Origin of the sequence: Streptomyces ferrugineus (assembly GCF_015160855.1) — a bacterium.
GTDB lineage: Bacteria > Actinomycetota > Actinomycetes > Streptomycetales > Streptomycetaceae > Streptomyces > Streptomyces ferrugineus.
This window is the reverse complement of record NZ_CP063373.1, coordinates 3,967,653-3,988,450: the sequence shown is the minus strand read 5'-3', so window position 1 is coordinate 3,988,450 and position 20,798 is coordinate 3,967,653. Positions and strand designations below refer to the sequence as shown.

The 20,798-nt window shown below is 68.2% G+C and carries 15 protein-coding genes; 9 read left to right on the top strand and 6 right to left on the bottom strand.

Annotated features, from left to right (window positions below; all coding sequences use genetic code 11):
- Nucleotides 1-156 precede the first annotated feature (156 nt).
- The 9 genes from IM697_RS18155 (at nt 157) to IM697_RS18115 (ending at nt 13,331) form a co-directional block, all read left to right on the top strand.
- The gene (locus tag IM697_RS18155) at nt 157-4,194 is read left to right on the top strand and encodes a coiled-coil domain-containing protein (protein ID WP_194048737.1); all 4,038 of its coding nucleotides are present in this window, start codon (nt 157-159) and stop codon (nt 4,192-4,194) included.
- The gene (locus tag IM697_RS18150) at nt 4,181-5,122 is read left to right on the top strand and encodes a hypothetical protein (RefSeq protein WP_194048736.1); all 942 of its coding nucleotides are present in this window, start codon (nt 4,181-4,183) and stop codon (nt 5,120-5,122) included. Before IM697_RS18155 ends, IM697_RS18150 begins: the two co-directional genes overlap by 14 nt.
- Before the next feature lie 77 nt (nt 5,123-5,199).
- Nucleotides 5,200-6,174: a hypothetical protein gene (locus tag IM697_RS18145; RefSeq protein ID WP_194048735.1), complete on the top strand. Its 975-nt coding sequence runs from the start codon at nt 5,200-5,202 to the stop codon at nt 6,172-6,174.
- 1 nt (nt 6,175) lies between these two features.
- Nucleotides 6,176-7,390, top strand: coding sequence for a hypothetical protein (locus IM697_RS18140; protein WP_194048734.1), 1,215 nt, complete (start codon nt 6,176-6,178; stop codon nt 7,388-7,390).
- Nucleotides 7,391-7,456: 66 nt separating this feature from the next.
- A complete protein-coding gene (locus tag IM697_RS18135) occupies nt 7,457-9,913 on the top strand; it encodes a hypothetical protein (RefSeq protein WP_194048733.1) in 2,457 nt (818 codons plus the stop codon).
- A 19-nt stretch (nt 9,914-9,932) separates the two neighbouring features.
- On the top strand, nt 9,933-11,270 hold the full coding sequence (locus IM697_RS18130; RefSeq protein WP_194048732.1) for a glycoside hydrolase family 6 protein: 1,338 nt from the start codon (nt 9,933-9,935) through the stop codon (nt 11,268-11,270).
- Between the two features lie 173 nt (nt 11,271-11,443).
- Complete coding sequence (locus IM697_RS18125; RefSeq protein WP_194048731.1) at nt 11,444-11,776, top strand: hypothetical protein; 333 nt, start codon at nt 11,444-11,446, stop codon at nt 11,774-11,776.
- A 74-nt stretch (nt 11,777-11,850) separates the two neighbouring features.
- Nucleotides 11,851-12,174, top strand: coding sequence for a hypothetical protein (locus IM697_RS18120; RefSeq protein WP_194048730.1), 324 nt, complete (start codon nt 11,851-11,853; stop codon nt 12,172-12,174).
- Nucleotides 12,175-12,509: 335 nt separating this feature from the next.
- Entirely contained in the window at nt 12,510-13,331 is an 822-nt protein-coding gene (locus IM697_RS18115; protein ID WP_194048729.1) for a hypothetical protein, read from the top strand.
- Between the two features lie 465 nt (nt 13,332-13,796).
- Here the strand turns inward: IM697_RS18115 and IM697_RS18110 are convergent, their stop codons facing one another.
- From IM697_RS18110 to IM697_RS18085, 6 genes are all read right to left on the bottom strand, one after another.
- Nucleotides 13,797-15,023: a hypothetical protein gene (locus IM697_RS18110; protein ID WP_194048728.1), complete on the bottom strand. Its 1,227-nt coding sequence runs from the start codon at nt 15,021-15,023 to the stop codon at nt 13,797-13,799.
- Between the two features lie 218 nt (nt 15,024-15,241).
- Nucleotides 15,242-16,009, bottom strand: a complete 768-nt coding sequence (locus IM697_RS18105) for a hypothetical protein (RefSeq protein WP_194048727.1) — start codon at nt 16,007-16,009, stop codon at nt 15,242-15,244.
- Between the two features lie 333 nt (nt 16,010-16,342).
- Complete coding sequence (locus IM697_RS18100) at nt 16,343-17,962, bottom strand: DEAD/DEAH box helicase family protein (protein WP_194048726.1); 1,620 nt, start codon at nt 17,960-17,962, stop codon at nt 16,343-16,345.
- 189 nt (nt 17,963-18,151) lie between these two features.
- Complete coding sequence (locus IM697_RS18095; RefSeq protein ID WP_194048725.1) at nt 18,152-18,583, bottom strand: hypothetical protein; 432 nt, start codon at nt 18,581-18,583, stop codon at nt 18,152-18,154.
- Nucleotides 18,584-18,645: 62 nt separating this feature from the next.
- Nucleotides 18,646-19,662, bottom strand: coding sequence for a DUF2637 domain-containing protein (locus tag IM697_RS18090; RefSeq protein ID WP_265582722.1), 1,017 nt, complete (start codon nt 19,660-19,662; stop codon nt 18,646-18,648).
- A gap of 316 nt (nt 19,663-19,978) precedes the next feature.
- Nucleotides 19,979-20,797: an ATP-binding protein gene (locus tag IM697_RS18085; RefSeq protein WP_194048724.1), complete on the bottom strand. Its 819-nt coding sequence runs from the start codon at nt 20,795-20,797 to the stop codon at nt 19,979-19,981.
- Nucleotide 20,798: the final 1 nt, after the last annotated feature.

Genomic DNA, 20,798 nt, shown 5'->3' with positions numbered 1-20,798 from the left:
CCACCATCGTTCGCCCGCCGCGCTCCGGCACCACGACGCGCAGCGGCCACGGCAGCCCACCCCGGCCGCAGCAGCCCACCCCGGAACCGCAGGCACCCCGCATGACCGGCCACAGGCAAATGCTCATGGCGGCCATGCAGAGAGGAATGGTCCGCAGTGGCTGAGGGCCTGCAGGCCGGGCGTCTCGAAGTTCCGGTCGTCGCCAACCTGGCCGGCTTCGCGGAGAAGCTCCGCACGTCAGTCGAGACGGCCGCCGAAGGTCTGGCCGCCAAGGTCAAAGTCGAGGTCGACTCCAAGGGCCTCAAGCGACGGCTCAAGGAAGCGGTCAAGGAGGCGTCCAAGGGCGTCACCGCAAAGATCCGCGTCGAGATCGACGAGGACCGGCTCCGCGCCTCCCTCGACGGCATCCGACGACGCATCGACGACGCCGACCTGAACCTCCCCGTCCGCCCGGACGGGGACGGCGACGGCTCGGGCGGTGGACTCCTCGGCCGACTCCGCGGACTCATCGCGGGCGCCCAGGGCGAAGCCGACCGCAACCCGGTCAACGTCCCGGTCAACTTCCGCCTGCCGGGCCGCGGCCGTGGCCTGCGCATGCTCGGTGTCGGCGCCGTCGTCTCCCTGCTGCAGCCTGCGGTCGCCCTCATCGGCCAGTACGGCGCCGGGCTGACCGCCCTCGTCTCCGCGGCCGCGCCCGCGGTCGGTGTCCTCGGCGCGATACCCGGCCTGATCACAGCGGGCGCCACCGCGGCGATCGGCACGACGGTCGCCTTCAAGGGCTTCGGCGACGCCCTCAAGGAGTCGGTCAAGGCGCAGCAGATGCTCGCCCGGGACGGCAAGGTCACCGAGGCGCAGCAGAAGAAGGTCAAGGAGGCGCTGGACAAGCTCTCTCCCTCGGCCCGTGAGGCGGTATCCGCGGTGTCCTCGCTGCAAGTGGCGTGGGGCAAGGTCCGCATGGCCGTCAGCGAGCGGTTTTTCAGCAAGGTCGCCGACGACATCAAGCCCCTGGCGAAGTCGGTGTTCCCGCTCCTCGAGGACGCCCTGGGCGACTCGGCCTCCCAGATGGGGTCTCTGGCGGAGCGCGGCGCGAAGTTCATGCAGACCGGTCCGTTCCGCAGGGACTTCAAGACGATCGCGGGCACCAACTCCCGCGTCATCAGCCACATGACGGACGGCCTGGCCAACATGGGCCGCGCCACTCTGGACTTCCTGGTGGCTTCCGGGCCGTTCACTGAGCGGGTCGCCAAGGGCGGCAAGCGACTGACGCAGTGGTTCCGGGCGTCCGTGCAGGCCGGCCGGGAGACCGGCAGCCTCGCCAAGTTCCTAGACCACGCGGGAGACAAGGCCGCGCAGCTCGGTCGGACCACCGGCAGCCTGATCAAGGGACTCGGTGGTGTCGGCCGCGCGGCCATGGACACCGGCAACGCGCTGCTCGACGGGCTCGAGGGCAGCATGCTGAGGTTTGAGCGCTGGGCGACCTCGGGCGCCGGCCAGCGCGCCATGGAGCAGTTTTTCAGCGACGCGGCGCCCGTCTTCCACGAGGTCAACGCCCTGTTCGGGGACCTCATGCGCGGGCTCGGTCGGTCCATGCGGGACGGCGGAATCCTCGACCTGGTCCGACAGATCAGAACCGAGTTGATGCCTGCCCTCGGCACCTTCTTCAACGCCCTCGGTCAATCCGTCGGGCCCGCGCTCATCTCCGTCATCTCGAACATCGCCACAGCGATCGGGAACCTGTCGTCCGCCGGAACCGGCCTCGGTGTACTGCTCCTGGCCTTCAGCGGGCTACTCGAGGTCTTCAACTCGATCATGAACATCGTCCCGGGGGCGACCACGGTCCTGGCCACGTTCCTGGGCACGATGCTCGCCCTGAAGGTGATCAGCGGCGTCGCCGGCATGCTGCGCTCCTTCGGCACCTCGGTCACGGCCGCAGGTACCTCCGTGCGCACGCTCGGCACCACCATGCGCGGCACCATGGGCGCCGGGGTAATGGGCCCGCAGATCACCATGTGGCAGCGCATGGGCCTGGCGTACTCCGGCGCGGCCGCGCAGGGCAACCGGCTGACCGGCACACTGCGGGGGATCGGCGCAGCCAACAGGGTTGCCTCCAGGGCCATCGGCGGCATCACGTCCGCCCTGGGTGGTCCGCTCGGTCTCGCCATCGCGGGCATCACCATCGGTCTCGGCCTCCTCGCCTCCCGGCAGGAAGAAGCCGCCCGTGCCACCCAGGCTCACCAGGAACGAGTGAAGTCCCTGACCGATGCTCTGGTCGCGTCCGGCGGCGCGATCGACGCGAACGTCCGCGCCCAGGCCGCGCAGCTCCTGCAGGACACGGAGCTCGCCGACGGCAAGGGAAAGCTGGTCGACATGATGCGCAAGGCGGGCGTCAGCCTCGGCGAGCTGACGAACGCCTACCTCGGCCAGGGCACGACCCTCGGAGAGCTGCAGAAGCAGCTCCAGCAGACAGCCGACGACCACGAAGAGTGGATCACCACGGCGCAGGGAGCTGCGCAGTCGTGGGACGACGAGGGCTTGGCCGCGATCCGCGCGAAGGACGCCCTCGGCGCCGTGAAGGGTGAGCTCGAGGAGAGCCAGAAGAAGCACAAGGAACTCGCCGACGCAATCAACAAGTCGGGCACCACCGGCACGGACTCCTACACCCGCCTGCAGGCCGCGGTGCAGACCTTCAGTGACAAGACCAAGACGGCAGACGAACGCACCGATGCCCTCAAGCGGGCACTGGATGCCCTCAACGGCAACACGCAGAGCTTCCATGACGCTCAGGCCCAGCTCAACGCCGTGATGCTCCAGGTCGATGACACCATGAAGGGCAACATCACGCGTGCCGAAGGCTGGGGGAAGGCCCTCGTCGGCGCCGACGGACTGGTCAACACCGCTTCCCGGAATGGCCAGACCCTCAACACGCAGCTCCAGGAGCTGCGCGACAGCATGCTGGGCGTGGCAACCCGGGCGATGGAGGCCGGGGAGCAGGGCCTCATACCGATGTCCCAGGCCATGGACCAGAGCAATGGGGCGATGGAGCGGGCCCGTGCGAAGGCCATTGAACTCGCCACGAGCATGGGCATCCCCAAGGACCAGGCCAAGGCACTCGCCGACCAGATGGGATTCATCCCGGACACCATCACCACCCTCGTCACCGCTCAGGGAATCCCGGCCGCAACCGCCGAGGTCCTCGGCCTGCGCAGCAAGCTGGAGAGCCTCCCGCCCGGCAAGGCCGTACAGATCAAGGCGCCCACGGCCGAGGCGCGCGCACAGCTCGCGGCCCTCGGCTTCACCGTGCAGCGGATTCCTGGCAGCAAGAAGGTGTCGGTCACGGCCCCGACCGGCGGGGCGCGCGTGAACATCGCCGCCCTGTCCAAGGACATCGCCACCGCCCCGAACAAGAAGAAGGTCACCGTCCAGGCGATCATCAGGCAGGCCACCGGCGATCTCCAGGCGATCCGCGACAAGGTCGCCGGTCTGCCGCCCGGCAAGAAGCTCAAGATGGAAGCGCCGACCGCGGTAGCACAGCAGGCAATCAAGGATCTCGGCTACAAAGTCAAGGACCTCAAGGGCAAGAAGATCGAGATCACGGCGCCCAACGCCACGCCCTTGGCCCAGGTGCAGCGCATCCAGGACCGCATCAACGGACTCACCGGCCGCACCATCCACGTCACCGTCCAGTACAGCGAGTCAGGCAAGCCCTCCGTTGTGCGGACGCATGCGGACGGCGGCATCGTCCACTACGCCAACGGCGGCATCCGCGCGGCTGCCAGCCGGATCAAGGCATTCGCGGCCGGCGCCGAACGGCACATCGCACAGATCGGAAAGCCGGGTGAAATACGCATATGGAATGAGCCGGAGACACAGGGCGAGGCGTACATCCCCCTGGCCCCCAGCAAACGCAAGCGCAGCGAGGCCATCCTCCAGCGGGTCGCGGAGATGTTCGGTGGCCAGGTCGTGTACTTCGCCCAGGGAGCCATGCGCCAGTACGCCTCCGGTGCCGTCCGCAGCTCCAACACGGCAAGCGCAGCCCGCACCCGGGTGAGCACCGCCCCGGCCGCCGCTGCACTCGTCGGCGGTGACCTCAACCTGACCATGACCGGCGCCCCGATGACTCCGGGCGACGCCCTGAACAGCGCCCTGTTCGAGCTGCGCCGTATCCGTCGAGGAGGTGCACATGCCACTGCGTGAGGGCGAATGGAACCTCTCCTACAGCGCCAACGAGGTCCACCCGGGCGCGAACTTCACCTTCGGCACTATCGCGTCCGGCTACTACCTGATCGAGCCGTACGAGATCACCTACGCCGACGTCGACGCCGGCGACGTGCCCATGCCGCAGGAGGACGGGGCCCGGCTCGGGCAGGACTACCGCGGCCAGGCCACCATCACCTTCGAGGTGGGCGTGGACGCTGTCGACGAGGCCCCGACCCAGCTCGGGCGACACGATGCGAACCTCAGTGCCGTGTCAACAATGCTGCAGGCCTGGGACGCCGAAGCGGTCCGTAGACGCTTCGCCACCCCAGCGGTACTCAGGACCACGCAGGGCGGCCGCGCCCGCCGCTTCTACGGACGCCCGCGGAAGGCGGCACCGGCCGGATCGAAACTGACTCGGCAGGGCTACACACCCGTGGTGTGCACGTTTGTATGTCTGGACTCCACGGCCTACGACGATGTCGAGCAGAAGGTTCGCATCGATCTGGTGCCACCCGATCACCACGGCCTGGTGGGGCCGCTCACGACGCCATTGACGATGACCGGGGAGGGCTCCGGGAAGGTTGCTGGCGAAGTCACGGTGGGTGGTACGAAGCCCGCTTGGCCGGTCATCACGATCTACGGCCCGATCACGAATCCCGTGTGTGACGTCGTCGGCCGTTGGAAGGCCGGACTCGACCTGACCCTCGGAGTCGGTGAACGCGTCGTGATTGACACCCGCCCCTGGGCACGGACCGTGCTGCGTAACGGCAACGCCTCGGTGGCCGGCCTCCTCACCCGCGGCACGCCGCGGCTGAAGGACATGAAACTCCCCCTGGGCACGCAGGACTTTGTGCTGCGTGGCACTGACGCAACCGGCACGGCCTACATGACGGTGGCCTGGCGGGACGCCTACGCCTACCTGTGATCCTCGACGGCGCGACACAAGCCCCCGGCTCTGGCCACATTCCGCTGCCAAGCATCGAGCAGCGGAGGTAGACAGTCATGGCGTGGGACAGCGTGCCGTGGTTCACCGAGGGCGGCGCCCAGCACAGTTCGGAGGTTGCGCGCCTGCTGGCGTTCGCCGCGTTCGGAGGGGCGGAGGGCGTGGTCGGCTCCAGAGACTTGCGAGTGAGAGCCTTGTCCTCTCCCGGGGCCGAAGTGCAGGTGACGACCGGGGCGTGCGCCATCGTGAACCGGGCCGCCGGCGCGGCGTATCAGGCGTACGCGGGGCGGTTGCCGACGGCCGACAGTGTCGACATCGCTGCGACTGGGGTATCTCCCCGCTCCGATCTCATCGTGGCTCGGGTCGAGAACCCGTACTCCTTCGGGGAGACGTGGCCCAATCCAGCGGATCCGACGGTGGGACCGTACATCTTCACCCGGGTCATCAGCGGCGTGCCCCGCACGACAACACGCGTCAGCCAAGTGCGCGCATCGGACTCCGCCATTGCGCTCGCCCGTATCGACATCCCGGCCAACACCAGCGCCATCACTCAGGCCATGATCAAGGATCTGCGGTCGATGGTGAGTCCGCGGCGGGACCGTCGCCTCTACACCGTCTTCCCTACGTCACTGAGCACGCTCGGCTACTCCGATAACAAGTGGCACAACTGGCCCGGTGTGGCGAGCTGGGACATTGACGTGCCGCTGTGGGCCACCCGCGCGAAGATCGTCGTCACCGTGGCTGGCCTGCGCTTCACCAGGGCTGACGTCTTCGCCAAGATGCACAGCGTCTTTGGTGGGGACCCTGGCCAGGACACAGTCATTGATGACGACCAAGGCGCCAATATTCGCCGCCAAACCGTCGTGGTGGCCGACAACATGAGCGTGCCATCGTCCAAGCGCGGCACGACGCAGACCCTCCGCCTGCAGACCTACATGTACAAGGCGGAGACGGGGGACGTCTCCGTGGACGCCGGGACGTCGATCATCGCCGACGTCGAGTTCGTCGAGGCCCCGGACGACGAGGAGATCTGAGGTGCCGACGGGCTGGCGGTACATCGCGCAGCGGGCCAGCGGGGGACGGGCCGCCACCGAGCCCATCCTGGACTGGGAGGTACCCCTCGCTCTGGCCTCGAACCCGAGACGGGATCTGTCCGGGCCGGGGTCGTTGAACGGCACCATCGAACCCGAGTACGCCCGCATGATCGGTTCCGACGGCAAGCCGATCCTGCAGGAGTGGGGTACCAAGCTGTACCTGGAGATCGACGGCCGTATCCGGTGGGGCGGCATCGTCACGAAAACGGCGTACGACGGGCCGAAGGCCTCCATCTACTGCGAGGGCTTCTCCGCCTACCCGCAGGGCATCCCGTACGAGAGCTACATGATTTCCGGCGCATTGATCACGCCCAAGGACCCGTATGCAGGCAAGGACAAGAACCATGACGGCTGGGTGGACGGGCAAAAGGGGAAGCAGCGGGTGCCACCCCCGCCGAAGCCGTACGGCGGCCCTCGCATCGACGTGTACGACGCCTTCCGGAACATCTGGAGCCACGTCCAGTCACGCCCTTACGGGAACATCGGGCTCAAGGTCGACACCCACGACCTGGGCGAGAAGCTGGGCGCCGCGGACGGCTCCGACCCGTGGGAACTCGCCTGGTGGAACGCCCCCGACTGTGGCCAAGCCCTCGACGCCCTTGCCAGGGACACCCCATTCGACTGGATGGAGACGCACGCCTGGACCGGCAGCGGCAACGAAATCCAGCACCGGCTGATCCTGGGGAAGCCGCGGATCGGCAGGAAGCGCAAAGACCTGCGATTCGCCGACGGCGAGAACATCGCAGCCATCGCCAAGCCCGAGGGCATGGGCGACGAGTACGCCAACGAAGTCATCGTGCTCGGCAAAGGCGAGGGCCGGAAGATGAAGCGGGCGCAGGTCTACCGCTACGACGGGCGCCTGCGACGGGTTGCCACCGTCGCCGACAAGACACTGTCGTCGGACAAGTCGCTGCGCACCCGGGGCACTCAGGAGTTGGCCGGCCGAACACAGGCCCTGCAGATCCCCGCCATCCAGATCATCGACCACCCCAACGCCCGGTTGGGCTCCTGGGCCCTGGGCGACGACATCCGCGTTCAAGTACACGTGCCATGGGTCGGCGACGTCGACGTGTGGCACCGCATCGTCAGCGACGAAATCAGCGCAGACGGCCTGTGCACCCTGTTCCTGAAGCGCTCCGACAGCTTCCACTACTAACCCGGCGGATGTCCTCGCCGGGCAGCGCGCGACGTTAACCATGGCCAACGTCCAGCATCCGCGCCCATGGCCAACTTTCTGGACATCCAGTCGGACGCACGGCGCCTCGCCCAGGTCCTGGCCGACCTTGAGCGGCGGATACAAGCCGTAGAGCGCACCGCGCAGGCCGGCTACTCCTCCATCGAGGGCGGCTCCCTCGACATCTACGACGAGGGCGGAGTGCTGCGCGGCTCCGTCGGTGTCCAGGACGACGGAGCGGTGGCCGTCGTCGCGGTCAACTCCACCCCGCCGCCCACCCCCACGGCACCGGTTCTCGAGCCGGTACTCGCCGGACTGATCGTCACCTGGGACGGGCAATGGGAAGACGCCTACGCCACCCCCAGCGACTTCGCTCGCATCCAAGTGCACATCGGCCTCACCGAGAACTTCGCTCCTGATGCAACGACGCTCGCGGCGACGATCAGCAACACCGCGGGCGGCACTGTCACCGTGGCGACCGCCGCCTATAACACCGTGTACGTGCGGCTCGTCGCCGCAAATACCGCGGAGATCACCGGCCAGGCTTCGCCCGTAGTCGCCGGCACCCCACGCGCCGTCGACGGGCCCGACCTGTCCGCGCTGCTTGACCTGGCCGTGTGGCTCAAGGACGCGTCCGTACCCGGATCCAAGCTGGTCAGGGAGACCATCGGTGCGGACCTGCTTGCCGCGAACTCCGTGGTCGCCGGGAAGATCGCCGCCGACACGATCTCCTCGCGAGAGCTAAAGGCGCAATCCGTGACCGCCGGCAAAATCGCCGCAGGGGCCGTGAACACCACGCACCTGTCCGTCGGGGCCGTCACGCCCGAACACATTGCCGTAGGCCAGGGCACCAACCTGATCCCCGACCCATCCTTCGAGACCGCGGCGACCGCGAACATCGTGGCCGCGGGCGGCGCGCCCTGGGCCCTGGCCCCCGGCAACCGCTTCGGAGTCGGCATCAACTGCGACTTGACCGCCGACACCCCTACATACTTCACACTGCCGTTGGCTAAGGTCCCGGTCCTGTCCCGCACGCAACTCTGGCTCGGCGTCGACATACTGGTCTCGCAGGACATCGTCGCCCAGGCGGTGAAGATCCTCGCCCGCTGGGAGAGCGCAGCGGGCACCGTGCTCGGCTATGGCGTGGTGGAGACGACCACACCGGAGCCGGGTCGATGGCAGCGCATCACCGGGCAAGTCGCCGCCCCGACCGGCACCACGCAGGCCGTGCTGTGTCTGGAGGCCTCGGCCGCCACCCGCGGATGGGCCGTGTGGGACAACGCGGAAGTACATCCGGTCTTCGGCCGCGCGATCGGCGGCGCCCGCGCCGAAGTAGGCCCCCAGGGACTGCGCCTGTTCGACGAAACCGGGCAAGAAGCCGTCGCTCTGGTGACTGGCGCGCCGCAGTACCTCACCCTGCGCACCGACGGCACCGCCGTGGCAACCATCGACACCGCGGGGAATGGCAACTTCGCCGACCTCAACGTCGCGGGTGACCTCACCGTAGGCGGCGATCCCGTCTCCGCCCTGATCGGTGCCGGCCCCAAGGGCATCGTCGCGCGCGCACACCCCACATCCACGGTCACCGCAACGGGCAGCGAAATGGGCTACTACGAGCTGCCGTTCACCGCCGAGGCCGGACGCCTCTACCGGGTCGTGTTCCGAGCGACCGCAAACCTCGACAACGCCACGGACGGAGAGATCCGCCTCTACCTGCGCGACGGGGGCACCTCGAAGCCCACCATCACCTCGACGCTGCGCCAGACCTCGATCCACACGCCCGCCCACACCGGCCGCTACCAGCAAGTCAGCTTGGAGTACAACGCCAGCGGCACCACGCTCGGCGGCGGTCTGCACCGCCTGCTGCTCTCCTTCGAGAACTCAGGCGGCAGCAGCGGGCAAACCCTCGACCTTGGGCTGAGCACGACCGGCCGCAGCAATGTCTTCTACATCGAGGACACCGGCCCGGAGATCCCCGTCACCGGTGGATACAACACCGGCGGCGGAAGCGCCGCCGAACCCGTGCAAACCTACACAAAGACCTACACGGCCTCGTGGTCCGGGTCGTACGCCAAGCGCGCCGGTTACAACGCCTACTACGGCAACAAGTGCGTTCAGGGCTACTACTCCTCGAATAACGGCATCCAGTCCGCGTTGATCGGCTTCCCCTCCGCACTTGGCACCGACCTGTCCGGCGCAAAGATCGTCAAAGCTGAGGTCTACCTGTACGCCGAGCACTGGTACTACGCCAGCGGCGGCAAGGCCGTCATCAAGGCCCACCCACACACCTCCCGACCCGCAACGTTCAGCTCGGACAGCGAGGTCAAGACCATTTCGTGGGCCCGGAATCAAGGCAAGTGGGTCGACATCACCAGCGTCTTCGACTCGACGCGATGGCGCGGAATCGCGCTCGACCCCAACACCACGAATCGCACGTACTACGGCATCTTCCGAGGCGCCGGCCAGACCTACCCGCCCAAGTTGCGGGTGACCTTCACCAAGTAGCAAGGAGCACCACCCGCCCATGGCCGGAACCTACGGCGACCTCGTCAGCAACCACGATTTCAGCAACGGCACCACCTCTTGGTGGGCGGGAGACCCCGCCAAGGTCAGCATCGCCGCGGGCTCCGCCGGCGGGATGGACGCGACCGCCACGACCGACGCCGTCAACCTGTGGGACGCACCGCTCGGGCAGGACGGCATCGTGCTGCGCAAGGGCGCCGCGTACACCCTGACCTTCACCGCCCGCGCCTCCCAGGTGAACACCTCGCTGCGCGTCCAGGTCGGCCTCGGCTCTGACCCGTGGACTGCGGCCCTGGACAAGACCGTCGTCCTGGGCACCGTCGACACGTCGTTCGTCTACACGTTCACCTCGGACCTGGACACGACCACCGGTCAGGTGTCCTTCCAGATGGGGCAGGGCACGCCCGTCACCGTCACGCTCGCAGAGGTCCGCCTGACGACGTCGACCGTCCGAGAGGGCTTCTACGTCGACCCCGACAGCAACGCACTCAAGTGGCTGGCCCTCAACCCCACCGACGGGCGAGCCGCGAAGATCCGCAACGCGATAGCCCGGCGCCCCGGAGCCAAGTGGTTCGGCGACTGGAATCAGAACATCCAGGCCGACGTCGACGCGTACGTGTCCGCGGCGGCCGCGGCCGGGAAGGTGCCCATCCTAGCCGCGTACAACATGTACTGGCGGGACAACGGTGGCGAGTCCCACGGCGGTGCGCTCACCCCCGAGGCGTACAAGGCGTGGGTCGACGCCTTCGTTGCCGGGATCGGGGACCGGCCCGCCATCGTCATCGTCGAACCCGACTCCCTCGCCCAGGCCGAGTCCCTGCCCACCCAGGAGGCCCGCGACAAGCGATATGAACTGTCGACCTACGCGGCGCAGGCCTTCGGTGCCAAGCCGCTCGTCCGGGCCTACCTCGATGCCGGCAACGCGACGTGGCTCAAGCCCGCGGAGACGGCGGCCCGGCTCATCAAGGGCGGCATCGCGTCGACGGAGCGCATCGCGATCGGCGTGAGCAACTTCGACGCCACCGACATCAGTTGCGGCTACGGCCACCAGGTCGTCACCGAGCTCGCCAGCGCGGGCGTGACCGGCGTGAAGTTTGTCATCGACACCGCCCGCAACGGCAACGGCGCGGTGGACGACAACGGGCAGCACGTCGACTACTGCAACCCGGCCGGCCGCCGTCTCGGAGTCCCGAGCTCGGTCGGCGTCGGCGGAGCCGAGTACCTGCTGTGGATCAAGTACCCCGGCGACTCGGACGGCCAGTGTGGCATCGCTCCCGACAACACCCCGGCAGGCACCTTCTCCCCGTACCTCGCCGAGCGCCTGATCGACGGAGTCTGACGGCAGCCAGCACGCGACGCTAACCACCACCCTCCTCCAACGTCATCGTCGCGGGGAGCCGCGGGACTTCGGGCCCCGGCTCCCGCGCACCCCAACCGACGGCCGATGACCGAGGAGGCGCCCCCGTGGAGCTGCTCACCTCTCTGGCGCCTGTCCTCTCTCCGATCTTCGGCATGACTGGCGTGCTGGGTGGGGCGTGGCTGGTGTACCGAGGGAACCAGCGCAAGACCGACACCGTGGATTCGGTACAGACCATGACCCAGGGCTTCACCCAGCTCCTCGAGCAGCAGCGCGCGACGAACGCGCAGACGCTCGACAGAGTGGCCACACTCGAGAGCCGGGTCGAACGTCTGGAGGAGGAACAGCGGCAGTGGAGGCGCTGGAAGGCCGCGGCCGTCGAGTACATCCACCAGCTCCGCGCCCTGGTCGTGAAGCTCTATGAGCGCCCCGCCCCTGCCCCGCCGCGGGAGATCGCCGAGGACCTGGGCGACGGGTCCAGCGGCTGACTCAGGACGCGACGTAAGGCACCGACCTCGCGCACAGTCCGCCCGTCACGTAATCCCGCATGAAGGGCAACACCATGTCTCCAACGCTCGAAGCTCTCTCCACCGGCGGTCAGGTCGGCGCTGTGCTCCCGCTGCTCACCGCGGTCGTGCAGCGCCCGGCCTGGTCGGCGAAGTACAAGAAGGCTGTCGCGGTCGTGGTCTCGCTCGTGGCCGGCGTCTTCGCCGTGGCGGCGGCTGGAGGCTGGGATCAGTTCCAGCACAGCAAGCTGACCATGGTCACGATCCTGGGTGTACTGGCTGCCTCCCAGACGAGCTATGACCTCGTGTGGAAGCCGAGCAAGCTCGCCCCGATGATCGAGTCCCTGACGACCAAGAGGACGTCCCATCAGGCCGAGTAAGGCCTACGCCGCCCGTCCGTCCTCCGGCCGGCGGGTACCATCTGCAGCGAGGTGGCCGTACTGCCGCCGCGAAGAACCGCGTCTGAGACTCCGGTCAAAGGTTTATGGGCTGACACGCATCTCTCGGAAGAGGGTGTTCCTACGGCCCGTGGTCGCCTTTGGCCAAGACGGGGCCGATCAACCGGGTGCGTGTAGAGCACTCGGGGCCGGGGAGCGGATGCTCCTGCGATGATCCGGCTACGCCTCTTCGCGACCGTGCGGCCACCTCACCCTGTTTACAGGCACACCCAGAGCCCGAGAGCACGGGCCTTACCCGAAACGGAGGAGCACCCCCTATGGCTGATGCGCGGAAGGTCGCGGCCGAGATCCAGCGTCTGTCCCGGTTGAGCGACGACGCATTCATGGACAGGGTCGTCGCCTACGTCACGGGCGGCACCGACCGGCGGGTCCCTCGGGATGTCCAGGGCGAAGCCTTCAGTTCGCCCCTGCTCGCCCCGCGTACGCTCCTCGCCCTCGAGACGGCCGGGCGGCGAGCGAAGACCTACAACCCCCTCCAGGAGGGGGAGACCAAGCGGCAGCAGCAGGCCCGTATCGCGCCGTGGCGGGCGGCGATCAAGGCCGCCATGGGCCCGATCCAGGACGTCGTCGACGACCTGGCCCACGAGCATGCGAAGGAACTGGCGGCACTGGACGATGACGCCTTCTCCGATCGGTGGACTGGATTGGTCCTCGGGGAGCCGGTGCCCGAGCCGACGTCACCACGGGTCGAGGAGCTCGCGTTCCGTTCACACAGAGTAGCCAGGAGGACGGCGGACATCTGCCGCCTGATGCTCGAGGATCCGGCCGGCTTCATGCCCGAGCCGGCGCCCGGCGAGAGCCGTACCACTCACCGGCGCCGGGTCGAAGGCTTCCGGCAGCGCGTGCAGACCGAGGCCTCGTTCCTGCGCTACGCCGTGCAGTACGCGGACGCACGCCAGGGGCGGATGCCGAGTGAGCCGAACCACCGGCTCCAGGCACTCAAGCTCCTCGGCCAGGCCCACCCCCAGGAACTGCTCGCGCTCCTGCGCCAGGTCCGCGGCGAGGACCGTGCCGCCAAGCAGCAGGAGCGCCGCGACCGTCGGGACATCCGGCGCGCGGCCCGGTCCGGCGCGCAGTAGGCGCGCTCTCGACCGATCGTCCACTCTCCCAGGGCGCGCCCGATGGCGCGCCCTTCGTCATGTCCGGGCGCGCCTGGAGGCTGGACCGCGCGCGGGACTGGCGCGGTCCTCGGTGCGGGAACGGTCGATCGGCGCGCGGCCGCGCGGCCCACCGCGCCGCTGGGCGCTCACCCTCGAGCAGCCCGCGCGCGTCTAGGCGCGCCGACCAGGGCCCCGCACGGTCATCTCCCGGGGCCGCGCTCGACGAGCCGCGCCACGATCAGGCGCGCGGCGCGCCTGCGGGAATGTACAGGTCAAGGGCGCGCGCCAGGGCGCGTCTGCTTTGGCGCGCGGCGCGGCCGGGGTGAGGGCGCGTGGTCTCGAGGCGCGCCTGGGTGCGCGCGGATCGGCGCGCCCGGGGGACGGCACGGGCGCGCCGGGAACGTTGTGAACGGGGCTTGTGTCTGACCGTTGACCGTGCCCGTCTCAGCTGCCGGAGTCGGCCTGGCGGAGGTGGAAGGGAAGGAAGGCCAGTTTGACCTCGCGGGACGGATCTCCATCGACATGGAAGACGAAGTCATGGCGGGTGCCGAACTCGTTGGTCGAGCCCCGCCGCTTGAAGTTGGGATGCTCCTCCAGCTTCCCCAGGGCCTTGGAGACGATCTCGGAGAACGCCTTCTCCCTGACGAACAACAGCACGGCCGCCTTGGTGTCCCGCCAGGTCAGATAGCCGAGCAACTGGTTCAGCGTGTCGGTGATGGTCTTCGGGCCTTTCCAGAACTTGCACTCGCCGATGAACACGTGCCTGTCCTCGACCCGGATGAGGATGTCGGTCTTGCCCTTGAAGTTGAACACCTCGCCCGCGGCCGTGCCCTCGAACTGGGAGTTCAGTGCCAGGAGCAACACATCCCGGATCTCCTCCTCGTCGAGCTTGCCGGCCAGCGAGGGTGAGCGTTCCAGCTGATTACGGGCGTTCTTCAGGACCCGCAGCGCCTCTTCGTAGTCCGCGTCGGCGAGCACATGCTCGGGCTTGAACGAAGGGTCCGTGGACGACTCGGCGGACTCCGTCTTGATCTTCTTCCGGACCAGCGGGACCTCGTAGGTCTTGGCGTCCGTGCGCTTGCGGATCGGGAACCCGAGCGAGGCCTCAAGGTTCCTGCTGGCAAGAAGAGCCTGCTTGCGGGCATGCACCCTCTGAGGGATCACCTGCTCGATCTGTGCGTTGTAGCCGTTGACGTTGGCCCGCGCCCAGCCGAGACACTTCGTGATCTCGCTGATCCTCTCGTCCAGGGCTCGGCGTACGAATTCGTGGTCCGTGCTCTGGCCGGTCCAGGCGAGCCTGACCTCCGTGTCGGTCACCGTCCCCTGTGGTCCCGGTTCCATGTGGGGGTTGGGCTGGAGGGCGAAGATGGCGCGGTCTCCGGTGTAGGGAACCAGCAGTGTGACCGTGTTCTGGGCGACCCTGAGGGAGTCTCCGAGTCTCTCGACGACTCCGTAGCCCTGCTTCAGCGGCTCGATCCCGACGCCCTCGCGGTCGAGCGTGGGCACCACGATGCGGAAGGCGTTCGTCAGTTCCTCGATGACGTCGGCCTCGGTCGTTATCAGGAACTTCTCGGGATCCCATGCGTCGACCGCCTGGGTGATCTTCTGGAGATTCTTGTGCAGATAGTCGCGAAGAGTCCCGCTGCTGAACAGCCTGCCGTTCCGGTGCATCCTCCAAGTCTGCGGCATGGCACTGACATCGGGCCGTCCGTGCCATGACCGCGACGGTGGCATCCCGAGGCTCGGTCCGCGACGGCCGCACCTATCGGGCGCCCGATGCCGTTGACCTCCTCGGAACCGTTCTCACTCCGGCGACGGGGCCGGTGTCTCGCCCTGAAGGCCGTCGTCCTCGAAGTACGTGCTCTCGGGACGCGGGAGGTCGTAGCCCATCATGTAGGACGGCCTCGCGTAGAGCGTCTCCCCGAACGCCCAGTAGTAGAGGTTGGGGTGGTCCGGGAAGATGACGACGCCGGCGCCGTTGATGGCTCCGAGCCCGTGCTGGTGGGCGAGCGGATAGAGCAGGTCCTTGAGGGCGAGTCCGGCCGGGATGCCGGCGACGGCCGCGGTGGACGCCGCGACGACGAGGTCGGCAAGCTGCAGGTGCGGAATGTGGTGGCTGGGGCCGTGACGATGGGCAGTACGACCTTGTCCGGCTTGACGTACTCGGTGCCGCCGTTCGTCAGTTTGAGTGTTTCCGCGAGCCACTTGCCCTCCTGTGCTGGCCCGCCGCCAGGCTTGTCCGCGATCACGATGCCGATCTCCCCGTTATCGCCCAGGTGCATGGTGATGCGCTCGTAGAGCCACTTGAGGATCTCCTGGCCGACCTGGGCCAGCGTGCGTCCGGTGTAGGCCGCGGAGTGGTCCAGGATGACCACCATCGACCGGATCTCGTGATCAATCGCAGCCTGGAGCATGCGCCGGCGGAGCTGGGTGACGAGTTCGCGCCCGGCGGTCGCCAGGAAGCTCCCCTTCGCCGGCTTCCACTTGAGCTCCTCGTCGTCGGGGATGCCGAGATTGTTCCTGATCTCCTGCAGGGACTCGGCGAACGGCGAGATCGCCTTCTCGGGGACGCTGACGGCGCCGAGGGCGACGAGGTCTCCCAGGCCCTTGCGGGGGCAGTTCCTCTGCCGGCTGTCGTCGATGAAGATCAGACGCATGATCAGGTTCCTTCGTGCCGTGCCGTGCCCTGGTCGGGGCGTGGGTCTCGATGGTTCGGACGACCCTTCGAACAACATGATCCTGCGCTCCCGGCCTCACCGTCGCACGGTTTTCCTGGGGTGGACGGAGAAGGCGTAACACCCGCGGACCGTATGGCATCCCGGTCAATGACCGAGCGCACACAAGCGATGCAGGGGCGGAACGGCGCGCGGACGATCTGGGCGCGCGCGAGCAGCACGGGCGCGCCCTGGTGAGGTGATGAGAGTGGGAGGGGGAAGCACGCCGGGGAGGCGCGCCCGAAGGAGGTCGGGCGCGCGTCACCTCACGTCACCTCACTGCCCGGCGGGCGCGCCCGCGAAGTACGGGGCGAACTTCTCCTGAATTTGTGGGTCGACGGTCGGGGCGTTCCGGTAGTAGGCGGCGAGCTCCGTGTGTCCCTCTTGCTCGAGCTGAGCGATGATCGCGGGCCGGTGCTGTTGGAGGTAGTCCCGGAGCACGGTCATGGGCGGGTCGCCCGCCTCGGAGATCGGCTCGAGGTGTTCACCCACAGTCATCATCTTGATCCGGGCCTGGACGTCCGCCTCGGCGTTCAGCGCCCGGAGCGCGATGGCCTCGTTCCGGGGCCTGCGGGGCGCGCGGGGTACAGCCGGAGGCCGGGCGGCGGGAACGTCCTGGGGCTCCTCGGCCGCGCTGGTGTCCTCCGGGGACTCGTCCAGCGGCGGCTCCTCTGCCTGCGGGTCCGGCGGCGGGGGCGCGTCGTCGTCGGCCGGCGGCTCCGACTCCTCGTGGACCTGGTGCTCCCGGGCCCCGTCCGCCGCGGCCGCGCCAGGCGGGGGCGCCGCCGGGGCCGAGGTCTGCTCCGCCTGCCCATCGGCACTCTGCTGCCGCTTCCACTCGGCGCGACCCTTGGCGTACGCGAGGGAGCGGGTGATCAGGTCGTCCGCGCTCATCTCGCCCCACTGCTGCGTGCGGGTTGGGATCTGCTGCAGGGTGACGATGCCCCACGTCTCCCGGACGCCCTGCAGCTCGGCCTCCGGGTTGCTCTCGTCGGCGAGCGCCCTTCGAATCAGCTCGACAGCCTGGTCGCCGGTCAGCTTCGGCCGCTCGCCCCGCTGGGCAGGAGCCTGCCTCTGCTGCGGGGGACGCTGCCTCTGCTGCTGGTTCTGCTGGGGGCGCTGCCTCTGCTGCTCGTCCAGGTACGCCTCCGGCCGGGCCTCGGTGACCTGGCGAGCGGCGGCGGCCTCCTGGAAGCCCATGCGGCGTAGCAGGGCGTCGATGCTGAAATCCTCGAACCGCTCGCTCTGGCCGGGCATGACATCCCAGTGCAGCGTACGGACGCCAGTCAGGTACGCCTCCCCCAGGGCGTGGAGCTCAACGATGGCGTCGACCGCGGCCGGGAGGTTCTTCTCCGCCTTGGTCTTGCGGGTCTTGTCCCGGGTGGGCTTGTCGTTCTCGAACGCGGTGACGAGTTCCTGGCGGGCTATGAGGATCACGGGGCCGGAGTGCCGCCGCAGATGCCACAGGATCTCGCCCCACCGGTCCTTCGCCCGGTTCCACAGGTCGGGGTCCACGGTGACGGGGAGGTCGGGGTTGGGGCCGCGGCGGCGCTGCTCGTTCGCCTTCTTCTCCGCCCTCCACCGGGCGTAAAGGGCCTGCTCGTCGCTGAGCATGTCCCACAGGTTCGTGAAGTTGTCCAGCACGATCATGTTCCGCTTGCCCTCGACGGCGGGCGGCTGGGCGACGGCCCAACGGACGGCGTCGAGGATGTCCTGGTAGCTGCCATCGTGGTTGACGATCTCGTAGTTGGCCCCGGGGAGTCGGCCGTAGTAGTCGGCGGTTCCCTCCGAGCCCCCGATCTCGATCCACAAGGTCATACCGAGCAACTCGGAGGCGGTGCCCTCAGCAGCAAGACGGCTCTTGCCGGTCTTCTCAGCCCCCGCAAGGAGGATCATCGGCGGGTTCGGCAGCCCGGTCGGCTTCCGGGATGTACGCGGCCGTTGAGGCGCGGTGATACCAGGCATCTGGGTGTTCCCTCACTTCGTGGTTCCCCGGGTTGCTCTCCCGCGGAGGATGCAACGGTGGAGGGCTTAACCTCTCGCCGTTGACATCGGCTTACTATTCTACCCGCCTGGTCGGGTAGCTCAATGCCTGTTGAGAAGATCCGCAACAGGAGCTGGGCGCTCCGGGTCCTGGTCCTCCCGATGCCGGGCGTACCACTCGTCAATGGCGTCGTGCCCCTCGGCCGCGCACTCCAACTCTTCCTCGGTCTTGGCGCCCCACTCGGCGACGTCCTCGGCGAACTCCCGCTCCACGGTGCCCGGCTCCCGCCGGCCGAGTGCATCCGTGATCTCCTCCCAGGACGCACCGCCCAGGGCCTCGGCGAGCACGACCAGTTCGACAACCTGGTTGGCCAACTCCCGTAGTCGGCGGGCCTCTCGGATGCGCTCCGTCGGGCTGGCGGTCTGTGCGGTCGTCGCGACAGCCTGCCGGGCGAGGTCGGACAGGTCACGGGCCGCTCGAGCGGAAGCGACCCGGGCCAGGATCTCCGGTGTCATGTGGAAGGGTCCGATCATGCAGGCGGCGGGCACCCCAGGTGGGGAGCCCGCCGCTTCGGTACGGGTAGGGGCAGGATGCCCTACGGGTTGGCTGGCGTCAGCGCTTGGCCAAACAAGGCGAAGACCTGGTTCATGGTGGCCTTGTCCGGGATGCTGATGCCCTTCGTCGCCGCATAGGTCTTGATGAGGCGGCTACGGACCTTACGCCCCTCGCCCTCGTGCTTGCCGAGCACCAGGCCGATCGCCCTGCCGGTCAGCGGTCCGTTGAACACGTCCCGGCGGCCGTTGTCGATGACGTCCTTGATGATCTCGTACAGCTCACCTTCGGTACTCCACTGCGGGATGCCGCCCTGCTGCGCAGGCGCGGTGACCGCGACGGGGCGGGGCTTTTTGACGGCTGGCAGAACGGACGGAGTCGGGGGCTTGGCCGGGGCGGGCACGACGGGCACCCCCGGAACCGGAAGGGCCGGGGCCGGAAGCACGGGCGGCTCAGGTGCTGAGGCGAAGATGCCTGTGGGCTCGATGCCCGCTGCGAGCAGGCCGGCGGCGGCTGTCTCCCTGAGTGGGCGGCCGTGGCGGACGAGCTGCAGCGGAAGCAGCGATTCGACGGGCGCCTTCCTGCGCCAGGCCCGACCGAACTTGCTACGCAGCAGCGCCCGGTACTCGAGCCGTTCCTGCTCGAGCTCGAGGGCCTTGTCGTACGACGACAGCTCCCACAACTGCATGCGGCGCCAGAGCAGGAAGGTGGCCACAGGGTCGAGAAACCAACGGGACCGCCGCACCTTGTCCATCCGGCGGCGGCCGGTGGCCGCGCCGATGCGGACGGCGTATGTGTGCGCGGCGATCTCGGAGACGGCGACCCAGAGCAGGGACATGGCCCCGTGGGCGACCTTGGACCACAGGGAGTCGCCGGAGGCGACGTTCAGCGCGCAGGTGACCAGGCTCAGGGCCCAGGGAACGAGCCGCGCCCACCACAGCGGCATGTCCATACGGATGAGAAAGAGATACGCCCCGGTGAAGACGGGGATGGCTGAGTCGATGGCGGTGGGCAGGACCCACGGTTCGGTGAAGCCCCAGGACGCGGCCGCCTTGGACACAGCGTCGAACGATGCATAGAAACCGAGGCCTCCGACGGCGGCCCCGCCCAGGGCGGTCAGCCCAGCACCAAAGCGCTCCCGGCCACTGAGGGGCGGTACATCGGAGTCATCGAGAGCTTTTGGCTCCTCATCCGTGTCTGAGCGGGCGGACAGACGTTTCAAGACACCTTTCCTCTCGTTCGGGTCTCCCCGGTCGGCGTATGCTCATAGCCTTCCGGATCGACTAAACGATATAGCGTCTTTCGCCTCTTGCGCCTGCGTCTGCAACTCCCACCTCGTCAGTTTCCAGGACACATAGGCCTATTCGCTCCGGTGGTCACCAGTCGAGCGGCTTCGCCGGCTTCCGCCTGTCCGGGCCCACGACCTTCACCAGGTGGGCGGAGGACTCGAGCCGGGAAAGCAGCCGCTCCCCCAGGATGTCCACCACGCCCATGCCCTGACTGCCCGGCTGCCTGCGGCTGCGCAGGTTCGTGGTGTACGCCGTGGGCCGACCGGACGCGATCCGGGATTCGATCAGGTCGATGGTCTCCCTGCGAGCGAACTCGGTGGCAGTCATGTCCATCTCGCCACAAAGCTCGTCGAGGATGAGCAGGTCGCATTCCACGAACTGCTTGCGCACCTCCCATGCCTTCAAGTTGCGTGGTGCAGAGTCCGGGCGCCGCCAAGTCAGGTAGGTGGCATGCTTGACGAACAGGGTCCACAGGCCCCGCTCCGCTGCCTCGTTGCCGATCGTTATTGCCCCGGCTGTCTTCCCACTGCCGATGTTGCCCGTCATGATCAGGTTGAGGTGCGACGGCCGCGCACCGAGCTTCTTAGCCTCCACCAGCGACTTGAGCCACTTCCGAAGCGTGTTCGGCTTCTGGTTCTCGTCCAGGTGGTCGAGCCGAAACGACAGGTACTCGTCGTGCGAGGCATCGAGGATGCTGTTCCGCCATATGTTCCGCCGCGCGCGGGCCTGCGGTACGGCCACGTCTTCCCAGAGGCCGTCCTCCGGCTCGGGCTGGGCGGGCACGCCGAGTTGGGACATGTCGGCGCCGCCGCGCTCGAGGACACCGAGGAGATGAGCGCTCAAATCTCCAAGGGCGTTCAGGCCGCGCGCCGGAGCGGGGGCTCGGGTGTCCGTGGTGACCGACATC

What these genes read in the sequence shown, in the direction of transcription:
- IM697_RS18120 (WP_194048730.1), top strand. Translation starts at nt 11,851, where the DNA reads ATGTCTCCAACGCTCGAAGCTCTCTCCACCGGCGGTCAGGTCGGCGCT.
- IM697_RS18130 (WP_194048732.1), top strand. Translation starts at nt 9,933, where the DNA reads ATGGCCGGAACCTACGGCGACCTCGTCAGCAACCACGATTTCAGCAAC.
- IM697_RS18100 (WP_194048726.1), bottom strand. Translation starts at nt 17,962, where the DNA reads ATGATCCTCCTTGCGGGGGCTGAGAAGACCGGCAAGAGCCGTCTTGCT.
- IM697_RS18125 (WP_194048731.1), top strand. Translation starts at nt 11,444, where the DNA reads ATGACTGGCGTGCTGGGTGGGGCGTGGCTGGTGTACCGAGGGAACCAG.
- IM697_RS18145 (WP_194048735.1), top strand. Translation starts at nt 5,200, where the DNA reads ATGGCGTGGGACAGCGTGCCGTGGTTCACCGAGGGCGGCGCCCAGCAC.
- IM697_RS18135 (WP_194048733.1), top strand. Translation starts at nt 7,457, where the DNA reads ATGGCCAACTTTCTGGACATCCAGTCGGACGCACGGCGCCTCGCCCAG.
- IM697_RS18095 (WP_194048725.1), bottom strand. Translation starts at nt 18,583, where the DNA reads ATGATCGGACCCTTCCACATGACACCGGAGATCCTGGCCCGGGTCGCT.
- IM697_RS18105 (WP_194048727.1), bottom strand. Translation starts at nt 16,009, where the DNA reads ATGCGTCTGATCTTCATCGACGACAGCCGGCAGAGGAACTGCCCCCGC.
- IM697_RS18150 (WP_194048736.1), top strand. Translation starts at nt 4,181, where the DNA reads ATGCCACTGCGTGAGGGCGAATGGAACCTCTCCTACAGCGCCAACGAG.
- IM697_RS18085 (WP_194048724.1), bottom strand. Translation starts at nt 20,797, where the DNA reads ATGTCGGTCACCACGGACACCCGAGCCCCCGCTCCGGCGCGCGGCCTG.
- IM697_RS18115 (WP_194048729.1), top strand. Translation starts at nt 12,510, where the DNA reads ATGGCTGATGCGCGGAAGGTCGCGGCCGAGATCCAGCGTCTGTCCCGG.
- IM697_RS18110 (WP_194048728.1), bottom strand. Translation starts at nt 15,023, where the DNA reads ATGCACCGGAACGGCAGGCTGTTCAGCAGCGGGACTCTTCGCGACTAT.